The sequence below is a fragment of the Candidatus Deferrimicrobiaceae bacterium genome, from assembly GCA_036504035.1.
Classification (GTDB): domain Bacteria; phylum Desulfobacterota; class Deferrimicrobia; order Deferrimicrobiales; family Deferrimicrobiaceae; genus JANXPS01.
In genome coordinates, this window is the sequence record DASXVV010000014.1 from 30,253 (window position 1) to 49,208 (window position 18,956).

Sequence of the window (18,956 nt, forward strand, 5' to 3'; positions counted from 1 at the left end):
TCAGCCGTCCTCCGGACCGGCGGCATGGATGTCCGTGAACCGATCGATGGTCCGGCTGCTGATGTCGGCGTCGATCTCGGAGAAGTCCTCTTCCTGGTCGAAGAAGATGATCTGGCTGCCGGCATGCTCGAACTTGAACGGGACCCAGATGAGCCGGGACAGGGCGTCCCGGACCGCTTTCTGGAATTCCGGCGGCACGAACAGCAGGAGGAAGCCGCCCCCTCCCGCGCCGGTGAGCTTTCCGCCGATCGCGCCCGCGTCGATCGCGACCTGGTAGAGGTTGTCGATGTAGGGGCTGGAGATGTCCCGGGATAGCCCCCGCTTGGCCCGCCAGGCCTCCTGCATGAGCTTCCCGAACCGGCGGATGTCGTCCCGGCTGTTGATCAATGCGGTGCCTTCCGCGACCAGCTCGCCGATCTTCGACAGTTCGTTTTCCCGGGAAGGCAGGTCGTGGACGTAGCCGTCGGCCACGCGCGACGCGGTCCGCTTGATCCCGGTGTAGAAAAGCATGAGGTGGGAATTCAGTTCGGCGATGCGGGCGCGGGAAACGGTGATCGGGCGCACGGTGTATTCGCCGTCCCGATGGAACATGATCTGGTTGAATCCCCCCTGGGCCGCGAGGATCTGGTCTTGCGACCCGACGGTCTCCCGGAGCAGATCCTGCTCGATGTGGATGCTTTCGGTCGCGAGCTGCTGCTTCGACGGCATCCGCCCCCCGAGGGCATGCAAGGCGTGGAGCAGCCCGACGGTGAACGCGCTGCTCGACCCCATCCCGCTGCGCGCGGGGAGGTCGCCGTCGTGGTGGATCTCGAGACCCCGGTCGAACTTCAGGAACCGGATGACTTCGCGGACCGCCGGGTGCCGGATCTGCCCGTAGTCGTTTCCCTCTTCGACCCTCGAATACATGAGCCGGTACTTGTGCTCGAAGAAGGGGGGAAGGTAGCGGCAGGTGATGTAGCAGTACTTGTTGATGGTCGTCGCAAGAACGCTGCCCCCGTTTTGCTTGAACCATGCCGGGTAATCGGTCCCGCCGCCGAAGAAGGAGATGCGGAAAGGTGTCCTGCTGATGATCATTCGAGGGTTCCTGTTGTCTCAGGGATTCGCTTCGAAAAATACGCGTCTGCTTCCGCAAAGGAGGCGGGCGTTCCGATATCGAAGAATATATCTTTGCACAGGTAAGCCGTAATGGGAATGCCCTGATCCAGCCAGCCGGGGATCACGGTGTTTTCGAGCGACACGAACGTGTCCTCGGGGATGCCGGCCAGGAGCTGTTCGTGGAACAGGTAGATCCCCGCGTTGATGCTTCCTTCCCCCGCCCGTTTTTCGCGGAAGGCGAGGACGCGCCCCTCCGGGGAGGTCTCGACGCGCCCGAATCGCGCGGTATCGCGGGCATGCTTGAGGACGATGCTCGCCGGTGCGCCCGTTTGCACGTGGCGGTCAAGGAAAGCGGGCAGGTCGGCGGCGCAGAAGGAATCGCCGTTCAGGACGAGAATCGTCCCGGACCTGGCCTTCGGCAGCGCGAACCGAAGCGCTCCTCCCGTGCCGAGCGGAATGGGTTCCTCTGCGTATTCGACCGTCATCCCGTCGTGGCTGGCTCCGACCGCATCGCGGATCTCTGCGGCCCGATAGCCCGTGCACAGAACGACGTGCCGGACCCCGGCGTGCCGGACCTGACCGAGGATGATCTCGATGAAGGGACGGCCGCCGATCCGGGCCATGACCTTCGGGTGGTCGCCCGTCACGGGGCGGAGACGTGTACCCTGCCCCCCCGCGAGGACGAAGGCGGAAACGTCGGAGGGCTTCAGGCGGTTCATGCGTTCCGGTACGGTCCCTTGTCGATCATCCGGACGCCCTTGATCAGTTCCCCGATCCCTTCCGCGAGCGATCGGCGCGCCTCGAATCCGGCATCCTTGAGCCGCCGGCTGGATACGATGTAGTTCCGCTTGTCGGGGTCGGTGCCGATATCCGAGAAGATGATGTTGAAATCCGGGATCGCTCCCTTGATCGCAAGCGCCAGCTCGCCCTTGGACATATTCGCCGAATCGAGCCCGAGGTTGTAGGGCTTGCCTGCCATCGCGCCTCCGTGCTCGATGCAATGGCAAAAGCAATCGGCGACATCCCGGATATGGACGAAGTTCCGCTTGAAATCCTTTTCGAAAATGACGATGCTCTTCTCGGTCAGCGCTGCGAGCACGAAGTGGTTGACGAGCAGGTCGTACCGCATCCGGGGGGATGTCCCGAACACCGTCGCCAGCCGCAGCGTGATGGCGTTTTCCTTCTGCAGGATCGCCCGCTCGGCGTCAGACTTCGTGTGGCCGTACAATGAAATGGGTTCCAGCGGAGTTTCTTCCGTGCAAAGGACATCGCCGGACTTCGTGCCGTACCCGCTGTTGGTGGTCGGGTAGATCAGGAGCTGGTCCCGGCTTCGGAGCGCGTTCAAAAGCACGGATGCCTCGAAGTTGACCGACTTGGCATAGAAAGGGTCGTTATCGCAGGCCGGCGCCCCGACCAGTGCCGCCAGGTGGATGATGACGTCGGACCTCCCGAGGATCGGCGCGAGGGCGGCCCGGTCCCGGACGTCGCCCCGGACGAAGTCGAAATCGGGGTTGTTGCACAGGTGGAGAAGGGTGGATTGCCGGTAAAGCAGGTTGTCGAGTGCGATGACCTTGTGTCCGCATGCAAGAAGCCGGTCGCAAAGCACCGAACCGATGTAACCGGAACCACCCGTGACGCAGACGCGAAGCATACGAGTCTCCTTCCAGTTCGCGGGAAACGATTATAATGTGAATTTGCTCGGGTCGGGAGACATGATAATAGTTTCCGAATCGGCACGCGAATTGTTTATACTTGCCCGGATACGCGTGTGGTGCGTATTTTGACGCTTGTGGTGTACCCAAGGAGCGACATGACGTTTCGTAGAAAATACGAGTCCTGCCTGGTTTTGTTACTGCTCATTCTGCTCGTTTCGGTCGCCGGTGCCATGCCTCCGCCGCGCCCGGGGCTTGTCGACCCCTATACGGGGCGGTACCGCACGACGGGGGGCAGGGTGCCCGAGGCGCCGGCTTCGGTCCTTTCGCCGCGCCCCTCCGCGGAAGGCGGGAAATTCCCCTATGCGCCGTCGGCGTTGGTGAAATCACGCACCACCGCGCGTCCGCTCTCCATCAGCGCCATCGGCAACAACTTTCGTCCGCTGGTGCTGATGATCGATTTCGCCGCCCGGCCGGCGTCGCCGTTCGCGACGCGCGCGACCCTGGACACGGTGCTGTATACCGGCAGCCAGAGCCTGAAGAACTATTGGGCCGAGGTTTCGCGCGGGTTGTTCACCTTTTCCCCGCTGGCATCGAATGCCGACATCAATCCCGACGGAAGCGGAACGCTCACATTCGGATGGCTCCGCCCGACGGCCGGCCCGTCCGCCCCCGGGGGGTCCTTCCATTCCACCATCACCGATCCCCTGGCCATCTCGAATGCGGCCGTCCCCAATGTGCAGCAGCTGCTCCGGGACGCCATCGCCTATCTCGACAACACCACGTTCGCAGGCGTCCCCTTCGTCGACTACCGCAATCCGGTCGACAACACCGTCTCGGTCATCATCGTGCATTCGGGCTACGGGCAGGAGGACTCAGGCAACACCACCGACCCCTATTCCCATTCGGCTCCTTTCCCGGTGGATGCCCCGATCAAGACCCGCAACGGTTTCGTGATCGCCGATTACACGCTGGTGCCGTCGCTCCAGTTCTATAACGATCTCCTGCAGGCCCGCGACAAGCCGATCGGCGTTGGCGTCATCGCCCACGAAATGGGCCACCTGCTGGGGTTGCCCGATCTCTACCCCACTGCGTCGGGGGGGCAGGGGGTGATCCAGCGCAACTATTCCGGCGTCGGCGTGTTCGATCTCATGGGGTACGGCCTGTGGGGCAGCCCGCTGTCGGCGGGACGCCTGCCCGGGTCGACACTCTCCGGGTTTCCGCCGGGCACCGAGTCGCCGTCCCATCTCTCGGCATGGTCCAAGGCCGAGCTCGGCTGGCTCGTTCCCACGATCGTTTCGCGCACCACGACCGCCGACCTGCTGTTGCCTCCCGCCGAGACGAACCTCGCCGCCTACAAGATCTATCCCAACGGGCCCGGCGACGAATCGCAGTTCTTCCTCATCGAAAACCGGCAACTGCCCGGCACGACCGGCGCACGCTTCGATGGCGGTCTCCCGGGCAGCGGCATGCTTGTCTGGCGCGTCGACAACGACAAGATGGACCTGTGGCGCAATTCCAACCTTTCGGTTCCGTTGCTGCGGACCCAGCCGGTCAACGACGACAACACGGCCTCCTATCCGCATCTCGGCCTCTCGGTGATGGAAGCCGACCTGCCCGACGCCGTCGACCCGCTCATTTCCCCCTTCGTCCCCCATCTCGTCCGGTCGTTCCCGGCCGGATCGGTCACGGCCGCGAACGCCTACTTCTTCGGCTCGGCCGGTGATTTCTTCGGGACAGGCCGCATTTTCGACCGGACGCATCCCGTCCCGGGCGCCGACATGACCAACTCGGCCCCGTGGTCGCTCAAGCGCTTCCTCGACACGGGCTGGCAGCTCGTCGTCAATTTCTTTTCCAATTCCATCCGGCTGACCGCCGAGTTGCCGTTCTGGAAAAACTTTACGGACATCCCGCCCAACAACCCGTCGACCACGCTTCATCAGGTGCTCACCTACGGCTTCGACAACTCGGGCCGCACCTGGATCGGCACGGCCGCCGACGGTATCTGGGTCTATGGCATCAATACCTGGACTCACCTGGTTCCTGCGCTTTCGAGCCGCGTCCAGGCGATGGCTTACGACGGCGCCTCCAACACGATGTGGGTGGGAACGAACCAATCCCTCGAACGCGTGCAAACGGGGCGCTTCCTCGCGCCCCCGATCTCGGGCTTCAACGTCAATTCGCTCCTGATCGACCGTCGGTCGAAGAAATGGATGGTGTCCGGGGGCGGGCTGGCCTTGAGTGCGGTCTACGACACGCCGTCCGAGTTCAACGTCGTGAGCGAAGTCACGTTCCGGCTTACGCGCACCGGCGGGTCTACCGGACTGGCGACGGGCGAGTCCATAACCTGCATTGCCCTCGACAACAACGTGATCTCCGTAGACCCGACCGACCCCGTCCCGTTCAAGGACGTCCTCTATGTGGGCACTTCGCAGGGGCGCATCTTCCGGAACGCGCGCGCCGACAACGGCGCAGTCCTTTTCCCGCTTTACCCCGCCGACGGGATCAACGGTCCCTCGTTTTTCACGAGCACGCTCAAGTTCGAAGAAATGCCGATGCCCGCGCTGTCGCCCTCCGCCATCTACGGCATGGCGGTCGACGGTGCCGGCACCCTGTGGATCTCCACCAACCTGGGCATGCTGCCGTTCGACCGGGGCGAATACCACCAGGCGCCCGGCGTCAGCTTTTTCAACCCCTTCAATATGTTCGGTGACAATATCCTCACCAGCCAGCCCGGCTACATCCCCGTCCCTAATCCCCAATTCACCGGCGCCAACATCTTGCCCACCGGAGTCGCGCACCAGCAGAACGGGCAGGACCGCGGCATCATCTGGGTGGCCTACGGCGATGGGCGGCCGCAACCTCTCCCGCCGCTGCCCCCGTTCTCCGAGTTGTCCGGCGGCGGCGCCGAGCGGATCGACGTCGGGGCGATGGCCAACCCGAAGATCCCCCGGGTCGGCACCTGGTACGAGGTGGCCCGCACCCTGTTCACGCTCAACGATCAAGTCCCCAAGGGGCCGGGCGTCCTCAAGACGGGTGGGCTGGTCAGCGACCTCATCGGGGCGTTCGGGGACGGCGGATTCAACATCTGGTTCGGCACGAAGGATTCGGGCACGTTCCGGTTCGGCTCCGGCGCGGCCATGACGCTCGACCGCGACACATACCTCCAGGAAACCGCGATCGCCACCGTGACCGTCCTCGACGAGAACGCCACCGACAATACCCTGTTCGTCACGATCTCCTCGCCGGTCGCAACCGACATCACGGTGCCCGTGACGCGCAATCTCGACAATGTCTATGTCGGCACTTTCGGCTTCATCCTGGGGGCATCCGACAACGTGTCCGCCATCCGCCGCATCGGCGTCAAAACGCCGTCCACCGACATTCTGGCCTCGTACAAGCCCGTCACCGGGCCGTCGATCAGTCGGACCGCCAAATGGAAGCCGATCGCTCCCTTCCGGGACACCCTGCTCGTCGGAGGCTGCTTCGTCGCGACGGCCGCGTACGGCTCCGCCATGGCGCCCGAAGTCGATTCGCTGCGCCGCTTCCGGGACGGCTTCCTGATGACCAACCCGATCGGGCGCTCACTGGTGGCCCTCTACTACAAGGCCAGCCCCCCGTTGGCTGACTTCATCGCGCCGCGTCCGGCCCTGCGGGCCATGGCGCGCTTCATGCTGGCCCCGGCCGGCCTGCTGGCCGGGTTCTGCGCCGGAACCGGCATCGCCGGCAAGCTGGCCGTCCTTCTCTTGATGATTGCTTCCGCGCTCCTGCTCTTCCGCTTCGGGCGGGGGCGGTCGGCGTGTTTCTCGGAAAACCGTGCCGAAGGTTCGCCCGAACGATGAGGAGGTTTTTCGCAATCGTGGTCGCCTTGTCCTCAGCGGCCGTCCTGCTTTTCCCCGGCCCGGGCGGCCTTGCGTTCGCGAAGGGGCTCGTCAGCGGCTCCTATACGTTGAGCTGGAGCCAGGACGTCCAGAACCAGGCTACTTACAAGGATTCACGCACCTTCAAGCAAACCCTGGAGACGAAATATTCGGGTTTTTTGTCCCCCCTTGTCGAAAACGAAATCTCGCTCAAGATCGACTACGACAAGTCTCCCGACGCGGCGACCAAGGTCAGCGTCTACCCTACGATCACGCTGGCCTACAAGGGCTCGTATTGGAATGCAGGCACGAAGCGTACGGTCACCCGGGAGCCCGGATCCAACCAGAAAGTCTCCGATTCCCACTTCGTCGAGGTTTTCTACCAGCCGGTCCGGTTCGGCATGCCTGACTTCAAGGGGAAATACACGGCCGATTTCGATGCGCAATCCGGTACTACAGACAAGTTCAAACAGGGTGTCACGCTGTCGACGAACTACCAGCCGGCCGAATGGTTCACCTTGAAGGGGGATTACGCGTGGACTGCCGATGACGAGCGGTTTCGCAAGGATCCGCCGGATCCGACGCTGACGCCCGTCACCAAGGAAGAGAAGTACAGCATCACCGCCGGCGTGCGCCATTTCATTTCCCAAAACCTGAAGATCAACACCGAATGGAAGTCCGAGTTCAGCCGATCATCGACCTTTTTCGATAACGGCGTGACCAAGCTCGATTCCAACAAGGAAGACCAGGACCATACCTGGAAGAACACGTTGGCATTCCGCCCGTTCGCCGACACCTCGATCGACGGCACGTTCGATTTCGATCTCAAGCAGACGATGCTTCCAAAGATCGAGGCCGGACAGGTGGCGCAGGAAGAGCATACGATCACCTACAACAGCTCCGTCAAGGCCGTCCAGAAGGTCGGGAAGCCGATCGAGCTCCGGGGCGAATACACGCGGGCGAGGACCGATGTCCGGCACAACCTGTCCCCCAACGTCAACAACGACGACGGGTGGAGCATCGAGGCCAAGGGCGATTTCTCCAAGCAGTTGCAACTGGATGCCAAGTATACGCTGCACAATATCGTGGCCGCCAACCCGGGCGATATCTCCAAAGTGCCTAACCGCACCGGGAATGTCATCAAGTCCGCAAGCTGGACCGGAGACCTCCTTCCCATATGGAAGCCCGCCGCGACCTACGACTTGACCGATTCCTACGACTTCACCGTCCAGCGCGGGAAATATCTGAAGACCTCCGAGACGAAATACGGGCTCAAGGGGCCCGTTGAGTTCAAGTACGTCGACCTTTCCCTAACGCCGACGTACGACATCACCATCAAGAACGATTACTCCAATGTCGATCCCGCTGCCCAGGAGACGATCACGACCCGCGATTTCAAGCTCAGGGTCGCCAAGACCTTGTTGCTGACCCGAACGATCGAGTTCAAGGTCGATCACACGTACGGCCGCAAGGCCGAGTATGGCCACGTCGATCCCTTGCTGAACAACATCAACCGCTCCGATACATCCAGTGCGAATCTCCAGATCAAGGACATTGTTCCCAATTATGTCGGCGGGCTCGACATCACCCGATCGGCGACCGACACGAGCGGCGATGCCGACCTGCCCGACGTCACGGAAAATTTCAATCTCAAGATCGATTACAAGTTCGAGAAGTTCGGCTGGAACGCCAGCTTCAAGTACGACCGAAATCTGAGGTTCGACAAGTTCAACAAGTGGACTTTCGACTGGAAGGCGTCCTGGACGGTGTCAAACTGGGATTTGTCTTTGACCTACAACCAGTCCAAGACGCTTTCCCTGTTGCTCGATGAAAGCTACAGGGTAGGCATCGATTTCAAGTACAATTTTTAATCCAGCCAGATGGGTAAGGAGGAGCTGATGAGTACCACGAGAACGATCGGTCTGGGTCTTGCGTTGATTCTGCTCGCGGCGGGCTGTTCCCGCCCGATGCTGCGTGACAACGCTTTGCCCTCCAGGACCAAAGACCAGTACACGAAGATCAAGCGGGTCGCGGTTTTCCCGTTTGAGAACTACTCGGACACCAAGGAGGCCGAACGCTCGATCGAGGCGCTCCTCATTCCCAACCTGCGAGCCGAGGGCATTTTCGACGAGGTCGAAGATACCCGGTTCGTCCGCGACTCCATGAAGAAGCTCAAGATTACCTCGACGGAAAGCCTCGAAAAGGAAGTTCTCAAGAAGCTGGGCGACGAAATGAACGTCCAGGGAATCCTCTACGGGAAGCTCCTCCTCTATGGGAAAGGCAAGGAAAAAGATGCCGCTTCCCAGGTGACGATGGATATGGCGATGGTCGATCCCTCCACCGGCAGCGTCCTCTGGGTCGGCAACGTGAGCGCGTACGGCGGGCTTACGGTCGGGAAGGTGTTCGGCGTCACGGAAGGCAAGACCGACATCGAGGTTGCCCGCGAGGCCGTCCGGTATCTCAGCGATTCCATGTCGACGCATGTCGTCCGGGCACGAGAGCGCGAAAAGAAGGGGATCATCGCCGACCTCAAGAACGAGGCGCTGAAGGAAGAAACCCGCCTCAAGGCGCTCAAGGGCGAAACCGGCAAGATCCAGGAGCAGCTCGACAAGGCCAAGGCCGAAGCCAAGGGAATCAAGGACAGCGCGGTCAAGGAAGTCGAGTCGCAAAAATCCGACATGGAGCTCCAGAAGGCGGCGATCGAGGCCGAAAAGGCCAAGACCCAGCAGCAGCAGCAGGAGATCGACCAGGAAAAGCTCAAGGTCGAGATGGAAAAGAAAAAGATCACCGAAGAGCAGAAGAAGCTCGAGGACATGCGCAAGGAAGCCGATGATGCGCGCAAGAAGGCCGAAGAGGCCGCTGCGGCGGCCAAGGCGGCAGCAGCGGCCCCTGCAGCGGCCCCTGCTCCGGCCCCTGCTCCGGCCCCTGCTCCTGAATCCCCTGCGCCGGCACCGTCGCCGGCGCCCGAAGGCGCACCGGCTGCCCCTGCGGCCGAGCCGGCTCCCGCGCCTGCGCCTGCCGTCGAACCGGCTCCGACGCCCGCTCCTGCGGCCGAACCGGCCCCGACGCCTGCTCCTGCGGCCGAACCGGCCCCCGCGGAGTCTCCGGCGAAATAACGTCGGGGCCGAAAGCCTGACAACGGCCATTCACGGCACAACGCGCACCCTTGGCGCCTTCGGGCGCCAAGGGTGCGTCATTTCGAAAGACGAGGGGAGAAAGACGTTGAAAAGAATCATCCACGGGTTGATGCTGGGTGCCGTCGCATCCATGCTGTTCATAGGCTGTTCGTCCAAGAGCGCCGTCAACGAAACCGTCGCCACGGTCGACGGCAAGAGCATCACGGTCATGGAGGTCAGGGAGGCTACCGGTATCCCCGGAGGGCTCGTGCCGGCTTCCACGCTCGACAAGGACCAGAAGAGGAAATTGATCGGGCAGATCATCGAGACGCGACTTTTGGCGCGGGAGGCACGCGCGATCGGCCTCGACAATACGCAGGAATTCAAGGATGCGATCCGCTTCGGTGAATCGGGGGTGGCCGTCAAGGGGCTGTTCCGTAAAGAACTCGATGCCAAGGGCCAGAAGGTCGGAAGCGAAATCGATGCCGCAGTCAAGGATCTGATGGCCAAGGACAAGAGCCTAAAAGCCTCCGATGCCCGCGCACGGGCGTCGCAGTCCGTTTTTTCGGCCAAGCTTTCCCAGATCCAGACCGAAATCACGGCCGCCGCGCGCAAGGCGTTTCCCGAAAAGGTCGATACTGCCCTGATCGCCCGGATCGCCAAGGGAGAGGACGTTCCCGACAACGCGGCGGTGGGTCAGGTCGGATCCGAGGCGATGACGTATGGCGACGCCAAGGTTCTGATCTCCAAGGCGACCATGGGAGCCAAGCATGCGGGCAAGGATTTCCTGAGGGACGAAAAAGCGCTCGCCGGCGCGATCAGCCAGGAATTGGGCGATCGCTCACTTGTTGCCTATGCCCGGCAGCAGGGCGGCGACAAGGGCCCCTGGCTCGAGCTTGACCGCACGCTTTACGAAAATTCCGTGCTTCTGGGGCTTCTGGCGGAAAAGGTGATATTCAAGGACCTGGGAGTCTCCGAAAAGGAGATCGAGAATACTTACAACGAACACAAGAACATGTTCGTCAAGGACGGGAAGCTCGTACCTCTCGCCGCAGTGCGCGACCAGATCGTCGCTTTCCTGCAGGACCAGAAGAAGCGGAAGGCCGTCGAAGCGTTCGTCGCCCCCTTGAAGGGAAAGGCGAAGATATCGATCGTCGAATCCATGCTCGAGAAGGTATGATCCAGATTTGAATGAAGCGGACGGCCGAGCCGTCAAACGGTCCGAAAGGAGGGCTGACTCGTGAGGAGATCGATCGTAACGCCGCTAGCTCTGGCGCTGATGCTTGTCTTGTCCGGAGTGGCCTTTTCCGAACCGTCGTTCGACGCCGAGGACGCCTGGGGGCGCTTCGGGATCGGTCGCGAAGCCTTCGACCACCCGGTCGACATGGTTGCGGATCGCGACGAAAACATGTACATCGTCGACCAGGGCAACAATCGTATCCAGGTACTCGACCGGCGCGGCCGGTTCATTCGCGAGTGGGGAGGGCGCGGATTCGGGAAGGGCTCCTTCGACGCCCCCACGGCCATTGCGATCGACAAGTCGGCAGGCACTTTGTACGTCGTCGATACGGGCAACAACCGAATCCAGAAATTCGATCTCACAGGGAGATACATCCTCGAAATCGGGCGCCTCGGATCGGGGCGCGGCGAATTCAACAAGCCGTCCGACATCGCCCTTGACCGTAAAGGGAATCTGTTTGTCGTCGATCCCGGCAACAACCGGATCCAGAGATTCGATTCGACGGGAGCGTTCATCGAGGAGTGGGGCCGTTACGCCCAGCAAAGGAAGGGAACCGACCTCGACAAGCCGGTATCGCTGTCCATTTCCGACGACGGGTTCGGCTTTCTCTTTGTGACGACAGGCGACTGCCTGATTCGAAAATACGACCTGGATGGCCTGTCCGTGGCTTCCTGGCCGATGTTCCAGAAGGGGGAGGGGCTCGTTTGCGGGCCCACCCGAATTCGGATTGAACCGCGTCGGTATACAGTGTATATTGCCGATACCATCAACGACCGGCTGATCCTTTTCGACCGGGCGGGAGAACTTCTGGGCGAGCTCCGAAAGGGGCAATCTCCATTCAAGAAGCCCACGAGTATCTTTATAAACGACGTTTTCGGGGAAGATGTTCTGGTGTCCGACACCGGAAACAACCTCATCCAAAAGGTCAGGAGGAGAAAATAGGCATGCGCTTTCCTGCGAAGTCCGGGTTGCTCCTCGTCGTGGCGGCAGCAGTTCTAGCCTCCTTCGGCGGAGTCTGTCTCGCTGAAGAAAAGGCCATGACGCCGCTGGGCGGTGGAATTCCGATGATCGAAGGCATCAAAATGCTAGACGTGGGCGCCCCGGCTCCCGATTTCACGCTCAAGGACACCAAGGGAGAAGTTTTCCATCTTGCGGAACTCAAGGGCAAGAAGCCGGTTGTCATCGTCTTCTGGTCCATCTTCTGCGAACCGTGCCGCTTCGAGATGCCCGTCATCCAGAAGCTGGCCGACAAATACAAGGCCGGGGGGCTCGAGGTGATCTCGGTCGTGCTCGACGGCGAACCGCTTAAGAGCAGCATCGATGGCTTCATCAAGCAGGAAAACTACACGATTCGAACGCTGATCGACGAGCTCGACGCGAAAGAGATGTTCAAGGTCGCCGATCCATACGGCGTCGGCGGCACGCCGACCATTTACATCATCGACCGCTCGGGAGTCGTTTCCATGGCCCGGTCCGGCCGAATCAAGGAAGAAGAGCTCGAAAAAGCGATCTTGTCTGTCACCAAGAAGTGAGGACGTAATGCGGGCCCTTGCGTTCGCGGCCCTTCTCGGCGTCGCGCTTTTCTTTCTGCCGGGACAGGTCCTGGCGGCCAACCTTGGCGACAAGGCGGTCGCCATCAAGGGCGAGGGGCTCGATGGCGCCCGGGTTGATCTTGGCGCCTATATCGGCAAGAAGGTCGTCCTCCTCAAGTTCGGGTCGATCTATTGCTCGACGTGCGTTTCCTCGCTCGAGGATGTGGCCCGGATCCAGAAGAAATTCAAGCCGGCCGACCTGCAGATCGTGGGCGTCAATCTCGACGTCTACGGCCTAACGCGCGTCAAGCGCTTCTACCGCGGCTACAGTTCCATCATCAAATACCCGTTCATCATCGACGATAAGCTGGCGGCCTCCCGGCCGTTCGACATCCAGTCCATTCCAGCGCACATCGTCATCGACAAGGAAGGCTTCATCCGCTACATGTCGACGGGCGCTTCCCCCGAAGACCTGAAGACGCTCGAAGACGTCATCAGCCGGGTCATCAAGGGAGAGACCGGCATCGAGAAGCTGATGAAAGAGCTTCCGCTCCAGGTATTCCTCCCGTCCAACTTCACCAAGACCTACCAGGAGTCTGTGTACATCGTCGGCACCTCCAAGCCGGGCAGCAAGCTGTCGTTGACGCTCAATGGCGGTTCCAAGCAGAACATCACCTCGATGCGCGACCTGTTCTACATCCGAACTCCGCTTTCGCTCGGATCGAACTATATCGAGGTTCAGGTGGTCGACGAGTACGGTGGCAAGGTCAACCAGGGAATTGTCATTTTCCGGGAGCCCAAGGTCGGAGCGGGGATCGAGTCGCCTTTTCCTCTCTACTATTTCCATACCGAAAAGAACGAGGCACCGTGCAAGAAATGCCACGACCTGAACCCGCCCGAGTCGGGGGCCCAGGGATTCGCGACGGCCACGCAATTCTGCCTCGGTTGCCACAAGGAACTGACCAGCCAGAAGTTCGTGCATGGCCCCATCCCCGTCGGGGGGTGCGCGCCCTGCCACAACTTCTCGAGCCGCCCCCATCGGTACGAACCGATGGCTTCCGGACAAGATCTCTGTTTCAAATGCCACGAGGACAAGCGCAAGGAACTGGTCAAGACGTTCCTGCACGGACCAATGTCGGCGGGCCTTTGCGTGATCTGTCACAGTCCGCATTCCTCCAACGAGAAGTTCACGCTTCGCCGTTATGTCGGTGACTTGTGCCTGATGTGCCACGAGAGTCTCAAGTCGGTTTCGCTCCGCAAGGTCGTCCATAAGCCGGTCAACGACGGGAATTGCACCGGTTGCCACGATGCGCACTCCTCGTTGCGCAATGACGGGTTCCTCAAACTTCCTGCCAACGATCTTTGCCTGTCGTGCCACCAGAACGTGACCAAGATGACCCACACCCACCCGTGGGGCGTTCCCCCCAAGTCCGACCGCCCCGTCAAGCTCGACAAGGAAGGGAACCTGGCTTGCAGTTCCTGCCACATCCCGCATGCTTCGGACGAGCCAAAACTCATGCTCAAGGGCGGCTGCAACCTGTGCCATCCGCCGCAAGACAAAAATACGGAACAGCTACCAACACCCATACCCGCGGGAGGATAAGCACGCGGTGAAAAAAATCTACGGTTCCCTCGGTTTCAAACTCATCCTGGCCTCGATGTTCCTGGCGCTGGTCACAATCAGCCTCGGCGGCGTCATGGTCTATAAAATCAGCGAAGACGCCATCAAGGTCGACGCACAGAAAACCGCACGCGACCTGGCCCGCGAGATGAGCTCCTTCAAGTCCGAGGGATCCGAGGACAACGGCAAGCTGGTCGACGCATTGACCTCGATGAAGGTCGACAAGTTCGGCGCCGCCTGGGTAATGGATCGCAACGGCTTTCTGATCGCGCACATGGATCCGAAATTCCGGAACATGGTCGAGGCGCAGACCTACATCGGCGATACCTACGTCAATCTCAACGTGGCCGAACAGCCGATCCAGCAGCTCGGCGAAAAGAATCTGGTCCACAAGGCCAAGCTCCAGGAGTTGCTCGAAAAGTTCGACGGCGGGTTCGGAACCTACACCTTCCTGGGCGACAACAAGATCATCGCGTTCCGCGTCATCAAGGAAAAAGGGTGGTTGGTCGCCGTAGACCAACCGATCTCAACCGCCTTTTCCGAACTCGACCGGATCAAGCGCATGATCATGATCACTTGTGTGGCGATGGCCGTGCTCGTCATGGCGTTTACCTGGTTCGCCATGCGCATCATCATCCGCCCCTACTACAAAGAACAGGAAGAATCCAACCTCCGACTCGAAATGATGAACCAGGAGCTCATGGCGTCACGAAAGAAACTCGAGAAAGCAGGCAACAGTCTCACGCGGCTTTACGATCTCAGCATTGCGATGCAGTACTCCGGCTTCCTCGAATCTCACTTGCCGCTGGTGCTGGGCGTCGCCCAGGAACGGTTCGACGTCGACCGCATCCTGCTCATGATGCCCGATGAAGAAGGCAAGTTGCTGCGTTGCCGTGCCTCGGTCGGCAACGTGTTCGAATCCGAAGAGAAGATCGCCGTGCCCCTGTCGGCCCAGGGGGGGGCGATGGCCCGCGTATTCATGACCAAACAGACCCTCCATTTCGACGGCGCGACATCGCTGCCCGCCGACCTTCGACTTGTCCCCCCGCATTCCCAGATCCGCTCCCTCCGGTCGAAGGCCTTCGCGGTGTTCCCGCTCGCGTCCAAGGACAGGGTCATCGGGGTCCTGGGGGTCGATAACAAGATGAGCCGCCGCCCGTTGACGGGCGAAGACGTTCAGGCGATCGAAGACTTCGCCTACAAGATGGCTTCCCTCATCGAAAACACGATTCAGGTCCAAAGCATCCGGAAGGCCGCGCAAGAGATGGAAAATCGCGATCGGCTGACCGGGCTGTTCCACATTCGACACGTCAAGGGGCTGGCGGACGAATTCATCGCGTCCGCCGTTCGGGACCATGCGCCCTTTGCCGCCGGTCTCCTTTACCTTGCCAACTTCAAGGAATACAACGAGCTCAACGGATATCAGCGCGGAGATTTCGTCCTCCAGAAGACGGCGGAGCTGCTCAAGGGGCAGGAGGTCATGGGCGTGGTCCCCGCCCGGTGCTTCGGCGCGACTTTCCTGGCGCTCTTCCCCGGAAAGAACCGCGAGCAGGGTCAGTACCTCGTCGACCAGTTCATGAAGGAGCTCGGGCAGTTCGCCTTCTACGGCGAAAAGCGGCTTTCCGAGGGCCGTCTGGTCTTCAGGACTTCGGTGCTCGAGTACAACCGGGACTCCGGCCAGACCTTCGACGAATTCTTCGGTTCGCTCGAGACGCTCGAAAACGACGGTCAGGGCTGAGCGGGGCGCGAGGGTTGGCCAGGCATCCGGGACCCCCCCCGCGCTTCCTCATCTTCGATTCCACCGGAGAGGCGTGGCCCAAGGTCGTCCTTCCCCAGGTCGCATTCGCCGGGAGATCCAACGTCGGCAAGTCGTCGCTCCTCAACGCGCTGACCGGCCAAAAACACCTTGCGCGCACGAGTCGCACACCGGGCCGGACCCGCGGGATCGTGTTCTTCGAAATCGAAGGCCGTTATGCCTTCGCCGACCTTCCCGGCTATGGGTTCGCCAAGGTGTCGAAAGACGAGCGGGATTCATGGAAGACGCTGCTCGAAAGCTACTTTTCGTCTTCCCGATGGCTCCGGAAGGTGTACCTGCTTGTCGACCTCCGGCGCGGTCCCGAGGAAGAGGAGCGGATGCTGGCCGAATACCTATCCGCCGCCGGCGTATCATACCGCTGGATCGCGACCAAGGCAGACAAGCTGAAGCGGAGCGAATTACCGGGAGCTCTTGCGCGTTTTTCCGGGACGGGCTGGCTCGATGCGGGGGGACCCGCAGCCGTATGTTCGGCCGAGACGAAGGACGGGATCGACGCACTCTGGAAAGACATCCGTAACGCTTTTTCATCTTGAGATTCTCCCTGCAAGCGGATATCATATAAAGGTTTCATTTCGTCCGTTGGCGCCAGCCAAAATGTGTTTGAAATTTCGGCAGCCTAGCCGGTCCCCGGCGGGCATGGAGGGTAACCCGTGTTTCCAATCGTAGAAAGCAGAGAGATCGCCAAGAACGTCTTCTTCCAGAAGATCCAGGCTCCCCGCGTCGCGAAGAAGCGCAAGGCAGGCCAGTTCCTCGTCCTTCGCAAGGGCGAGCAGGGCGAGCGCATTCCGCTCACCATCGTCAACTCCGATCCCGTCGAAGGCACCGTCACCATCATCTTCCAGGTCGTGGGAAAGTCCACCGCCGAGCTTTCGCAGATGAAGGCGGGGGAAGCGCTTCAGGACGTCGTCGGGCCGCTGGGTCTCGCGACCCACGTCGAGAACTTCGGCACCGTGGTTTGCGTCTGCGGCGGCATCGGCACCGCGCCGCTGCTTCCCATCGCCACCTCGATCAAGAACGCCGGCAACAAGCTGGTCTCCATCGTCGGCGCCCGCAACAAGGACCTCATCATCCTCGAGGACGAGATGAAGGCGATCTCCGACGAACTCATCGTCACGACCGACGACGGTTCCTACGCCAAAAAGGGCTTCGTCACCACCGCCCTGCAGGAAATGATCGACGCCAAGACCAAGATCGACCTGGTTATCGCCATCGGCCCCGTGCCGATGATGCGCGCCGTCTCCGAAGTGACACGCCCCCATAACATCAAGACGATGGTCAGCCTCAACCCGATCATGGTCGACGCGACCGGCATGTGCGGCGCCTGCCGCGTCACGGTCGGGGGCGAAACCAAGTTCGTCTGCGTCGACGGCCCCGAGTTCGACGGGCATCTGGTCGACTTCAAGGAACTCACGATGCGAAATCGGGCCTATCTCCGCGAAGAGAAGGTCGCGATGGAGAAATTCGAACACAAGGATGGCAAGTGCATGGGAGGGTCCAACTAATGGCCGAAATCACCCCCAAACCGCGCCCGAAACCGTTCAGCATCCCCCGGCAGCCGATGCCCGAGCAGCCGGCCTCGGTCCGGGTCAAGAATTTCAACGAAGTCCCCTACGGTTTCACAGCCGATCTGGCCGTTCTCGAGGCGCAGCGCTGCATTCAGTGCAAGAACCCGGCATGCGTGAAGGGTTGCCCCGTCAGCGTCAAGATCCCCGAGTTCATCGATCTGGTCGCCAAGGGAAAGTTTGCCGAGGCCGCAAGGAAGATCAAGGAAACCAATGCGCTTCCCGCAGTGTGCGGCCGAGTTTGCCCGCAGGAAGAGCAGTGCGAGGCGCCCTGCGTGCTCGGCAAGAAAGGCGACCCGGTGGCCATCGGCCGCCTCGAGCGCTTTGTCGCCGATTTCGAGCGGGTCACCGGCAATGTCGAGATCCCCAAGCCCGGCGCTTCCACCGGCAAGAAGGTCGCCATCGTCGGCGGCGGTCCCGCCGGTCTAACCGTCGCGGGCGATCTGGTCGCCTTCGGCCACGACGTCACGATCTTCGAGGCGCTCCACAAGGCGGGCGGCGTGCTCATGTACGGCATTCCCGAGTTCCGCCTTCCGAAAGACATCGTCCAGGCCGAAGTCGAGTACATCCAGAAGTGCGGCGCCAAGCTCGAGTGCGACGTGGTCATCGGCAAGACGATCACCATCGACGAGCTTTTGGAAGAAGAAGGGTTCGACGCGGTGTTTGTCGGTACCGGCGCCGGGCTGCCCTACTTCATGAACATCCCGGGCGAGAACCTCATCGGCGTCTATTCCGCCAACGAGTACCTCACCCGCGCGAACCTGATGAAGGCGTACGACTTCCCCACTTCCGATACGCCCCTTTCCAAGGTCAAGAACGTCGCGGTCGTCGGCGGCGGCAACGTCGCCATGGATTCGGCGCGCACTGCCAAACGCATGGGCGCCGAGAACGTCTACCTCATCTACCGGCGCTCCAAGAAAGAAATGCCGGCCCGCATCGAGGAAATCCACCACGCTGAAGAAGAGGGGATCGATTTCCGGCTTCTCAACAATCCGCTCCAGTTCATCGGCAACGAGGACGGGTGGGTCACCGAGGTCGAGTGCCAGGTGATGGAGCTGGGCGAGCCTGACGCCTCGGGGCGCCGGCGGCCGGTTCCGGTCAAGGACTCCGAGTACAAGCTCCCGGTCGACGTCGTCATCATGTCGATCGGCAACGGCGCCAACCCGCTGGTCCCGGCCACAACGCCCGGGCTCGACACCAACAAGTGGGGGAACATCCTCGCCGACCAGGAAACCGGAAAGACCAGCAAGAAGGGCGTCTTCGCCGGCGGCGACATCGTCATCGGCGCCGCGACCGTCATCCTCGCGATGGGCGCGGGCCGCAAGGCTGCCGCGGCCATTCACGACTACCTGATGACCGGCAACTGGTAATCCGGGCCGCCTGACCGAAAGACACCGCCCCCCGGGACCAGTGCCCGGGGGGCGGTGTCTTTTTTGGAAGGTTCAAATCATTCGTGCGCCGG

General features: G+C 61.3%; 14 protein-coding genes. 11 read left to right on the forward strand and 3 right to left on the reverse strand.

The window, feature by feature from the left end; all coding sequences use genetic code 11:
• The 3 genes from VGK27_12625 to VGK27_12635 are packed head-to-tail and all read right to left on the reverse strand — an operon-like array spanning position 1 to position 2,746.
• Positions 1–1,074: a hypothetical protein gene (locus VGK27_12625; protein HEY3490947.1), complete on the reverse strand. Its 1,074-nt coding sequence runs from the start codon at positions 1,072–1,074 to the stop codon at positions 1–3.
• On the reverse strand, positions 1,071–1,814 hold the full coding sequence (locus VGK27_12630) for a nucleotidyltransferase family protein (protein ID HEY3490948.1): 744 nt from the start codon (positions 1,812–1,814) through the stop codon (positions 1,071–1,073). Before VGK27_12630 ends, VGK27_12625 begins: the two co-directional genes overlap by 4 nt.
• Entirely contained in the window at positions 1,811–2,746 is a 936-nt protein-coding gene (locus VGK27_12635) for an NAD(P)-dependent oxidoreductase (GenBank protein HEY3490949.1), read from the reverse strand. Before VGK27_12635 ends, VGK27_12630 begins: the two co-directional genes overlap by 4 nt.
• 159 nt (positions 2,747–2,905) lie before the next feature.
• Between VGK27_12635 and VGK27_12640 the strand changes: the two genes are divergently transcribed.
• The 11 genes from VGK27_12640 to gltA all read left to right on the forward strand — a co-directional run bounded on the left by VGK27_12640 (position 2,906) and on the right by gltA (position 18,864).
• Entirely contained in the window at positions 2,906–6,589 is a 3,684-nt protein-coding gene (locus tag VGK27_12640; GenBank protein ID HEY3490950.1) for a CFI-box-CTERM domain-containing protein, read from the forward strand.
• A 17-nt stretch (positions 6,590–6,606) separates the two neighbouring features.
• A complete protein-coding gene (locus VGK27_12645) occupies positions 6,607–8,478 on the forward strand; it encodes a hypothetical protein (GenBank protein HEY3490951.1) in 1,872 nt (623 codons plus the stop codon).
• A gap of 27 nt (positions 8,479–8,505) precedes the next feature.
• Entirely contained in the window at positions 8,506–9,723 is a 1,218-nt protein-coding gene (locus VGK27_12650) for a hypothetical protein (GenBank protein ID HEY3490952.1), read from the forward strand.
• 106 nt (positions 9,724–9,829) lie between these two features.
• Positions 9,830–10,903: a peptidylprolyl isomerase gene (locus VGK27_12655; protein ID HEY3490953.1), complete on the forward strand. Its 1,074-nt coding sequence runs from the start codon at positions 9,830–9,832 to the stop codon at positions 10,901–10,903.
• Between the two features lie 60 nt (positions 10,904–10,963).
• Complete coding sequence (locus VGK27_12660; protein HEY3490954.1) at positions 10,964–11,905, forward strand: 6-bladed beta-propeller; 942 nt, start codon at positions 10,964–10,966, stop codon at positions 11,903–11,905.
• 2 nt (positions 11,906–11,907) lie between these two features.
• On the forward strand, positions 11,908–12,495 hold the full coding sequence (locus VGK27_12665; protein HEY3490955.1) for a TlpA disulfide reductase family protein: 588 nt from the start codon (positions 11,908–11,910) through the stop codon (positions 12,493–12,495).
• A gap of 7 nt (positions 12,496–12,502) precedes the next feature.
• Entirely contained in the window at positions 12,503–14,098 is a 1,596-nt protein-coding gene (locus VGK27_12670) for a cytochrome c3 family protein (GenBank protein ID HEY3490956.1), read from the forward strand.
• Positions 14,099–14,105: 7 nt separating this feature from the next.
• Positions 14,106–15,854: a GAF domain-containing protein gene (locus VGK27_12675; protein HEY3490957.1), complete on the forward strand. Its 1,749-nt coding sequence runs from the start codon at positions 14,106–14,108 to the stop codon at positions 15,852–15,854.
• 14 nt (positions 15,855–15,868) lie between these two features.
• Positions 15,869–16,465 (forward strand): ribosome biogenesis GTP-binding protein YihA/YsxC, encoded by a 597-nt coding sequence (yihA, locus tag VGK27_12680; protein HEY3490958.1) that lies wholly within the window; start codon positions 15,869–15,871, stop codon positions 16,463–16,465.
• A 117-nt stretch (positions 16,466–16,582) separates the two neighbouring features.
• On the forward strand, positions 16,583–17,434 hold the full coding sequence (locus tag VGK27_12685) for a sulfide/dihydroorotate dehydrogenase-like FAD/NAD-binding protein (GenBank protein HEY3490959.1): 852 nt from the start codon (positions 16,583–16,585) through the stop codon (positions 17,432–17,434).
• Positions 17,434–18,864, forward strand: a complete 1,431-nt coding sequence (gene gltA / locus VGK27_12690; GenBank protein HEY3490960.1) for an NADPH-dependent glutamate synthase — start codon at positions 17,434–17,436, stop codon at positions 18,862–18,864. Before VGK27_12685 ends, gltA begins: the two co-directional genes overlap by 1 nt.
• Positions 18,865–18,956 lie beyond the last annotated feature (92 nt).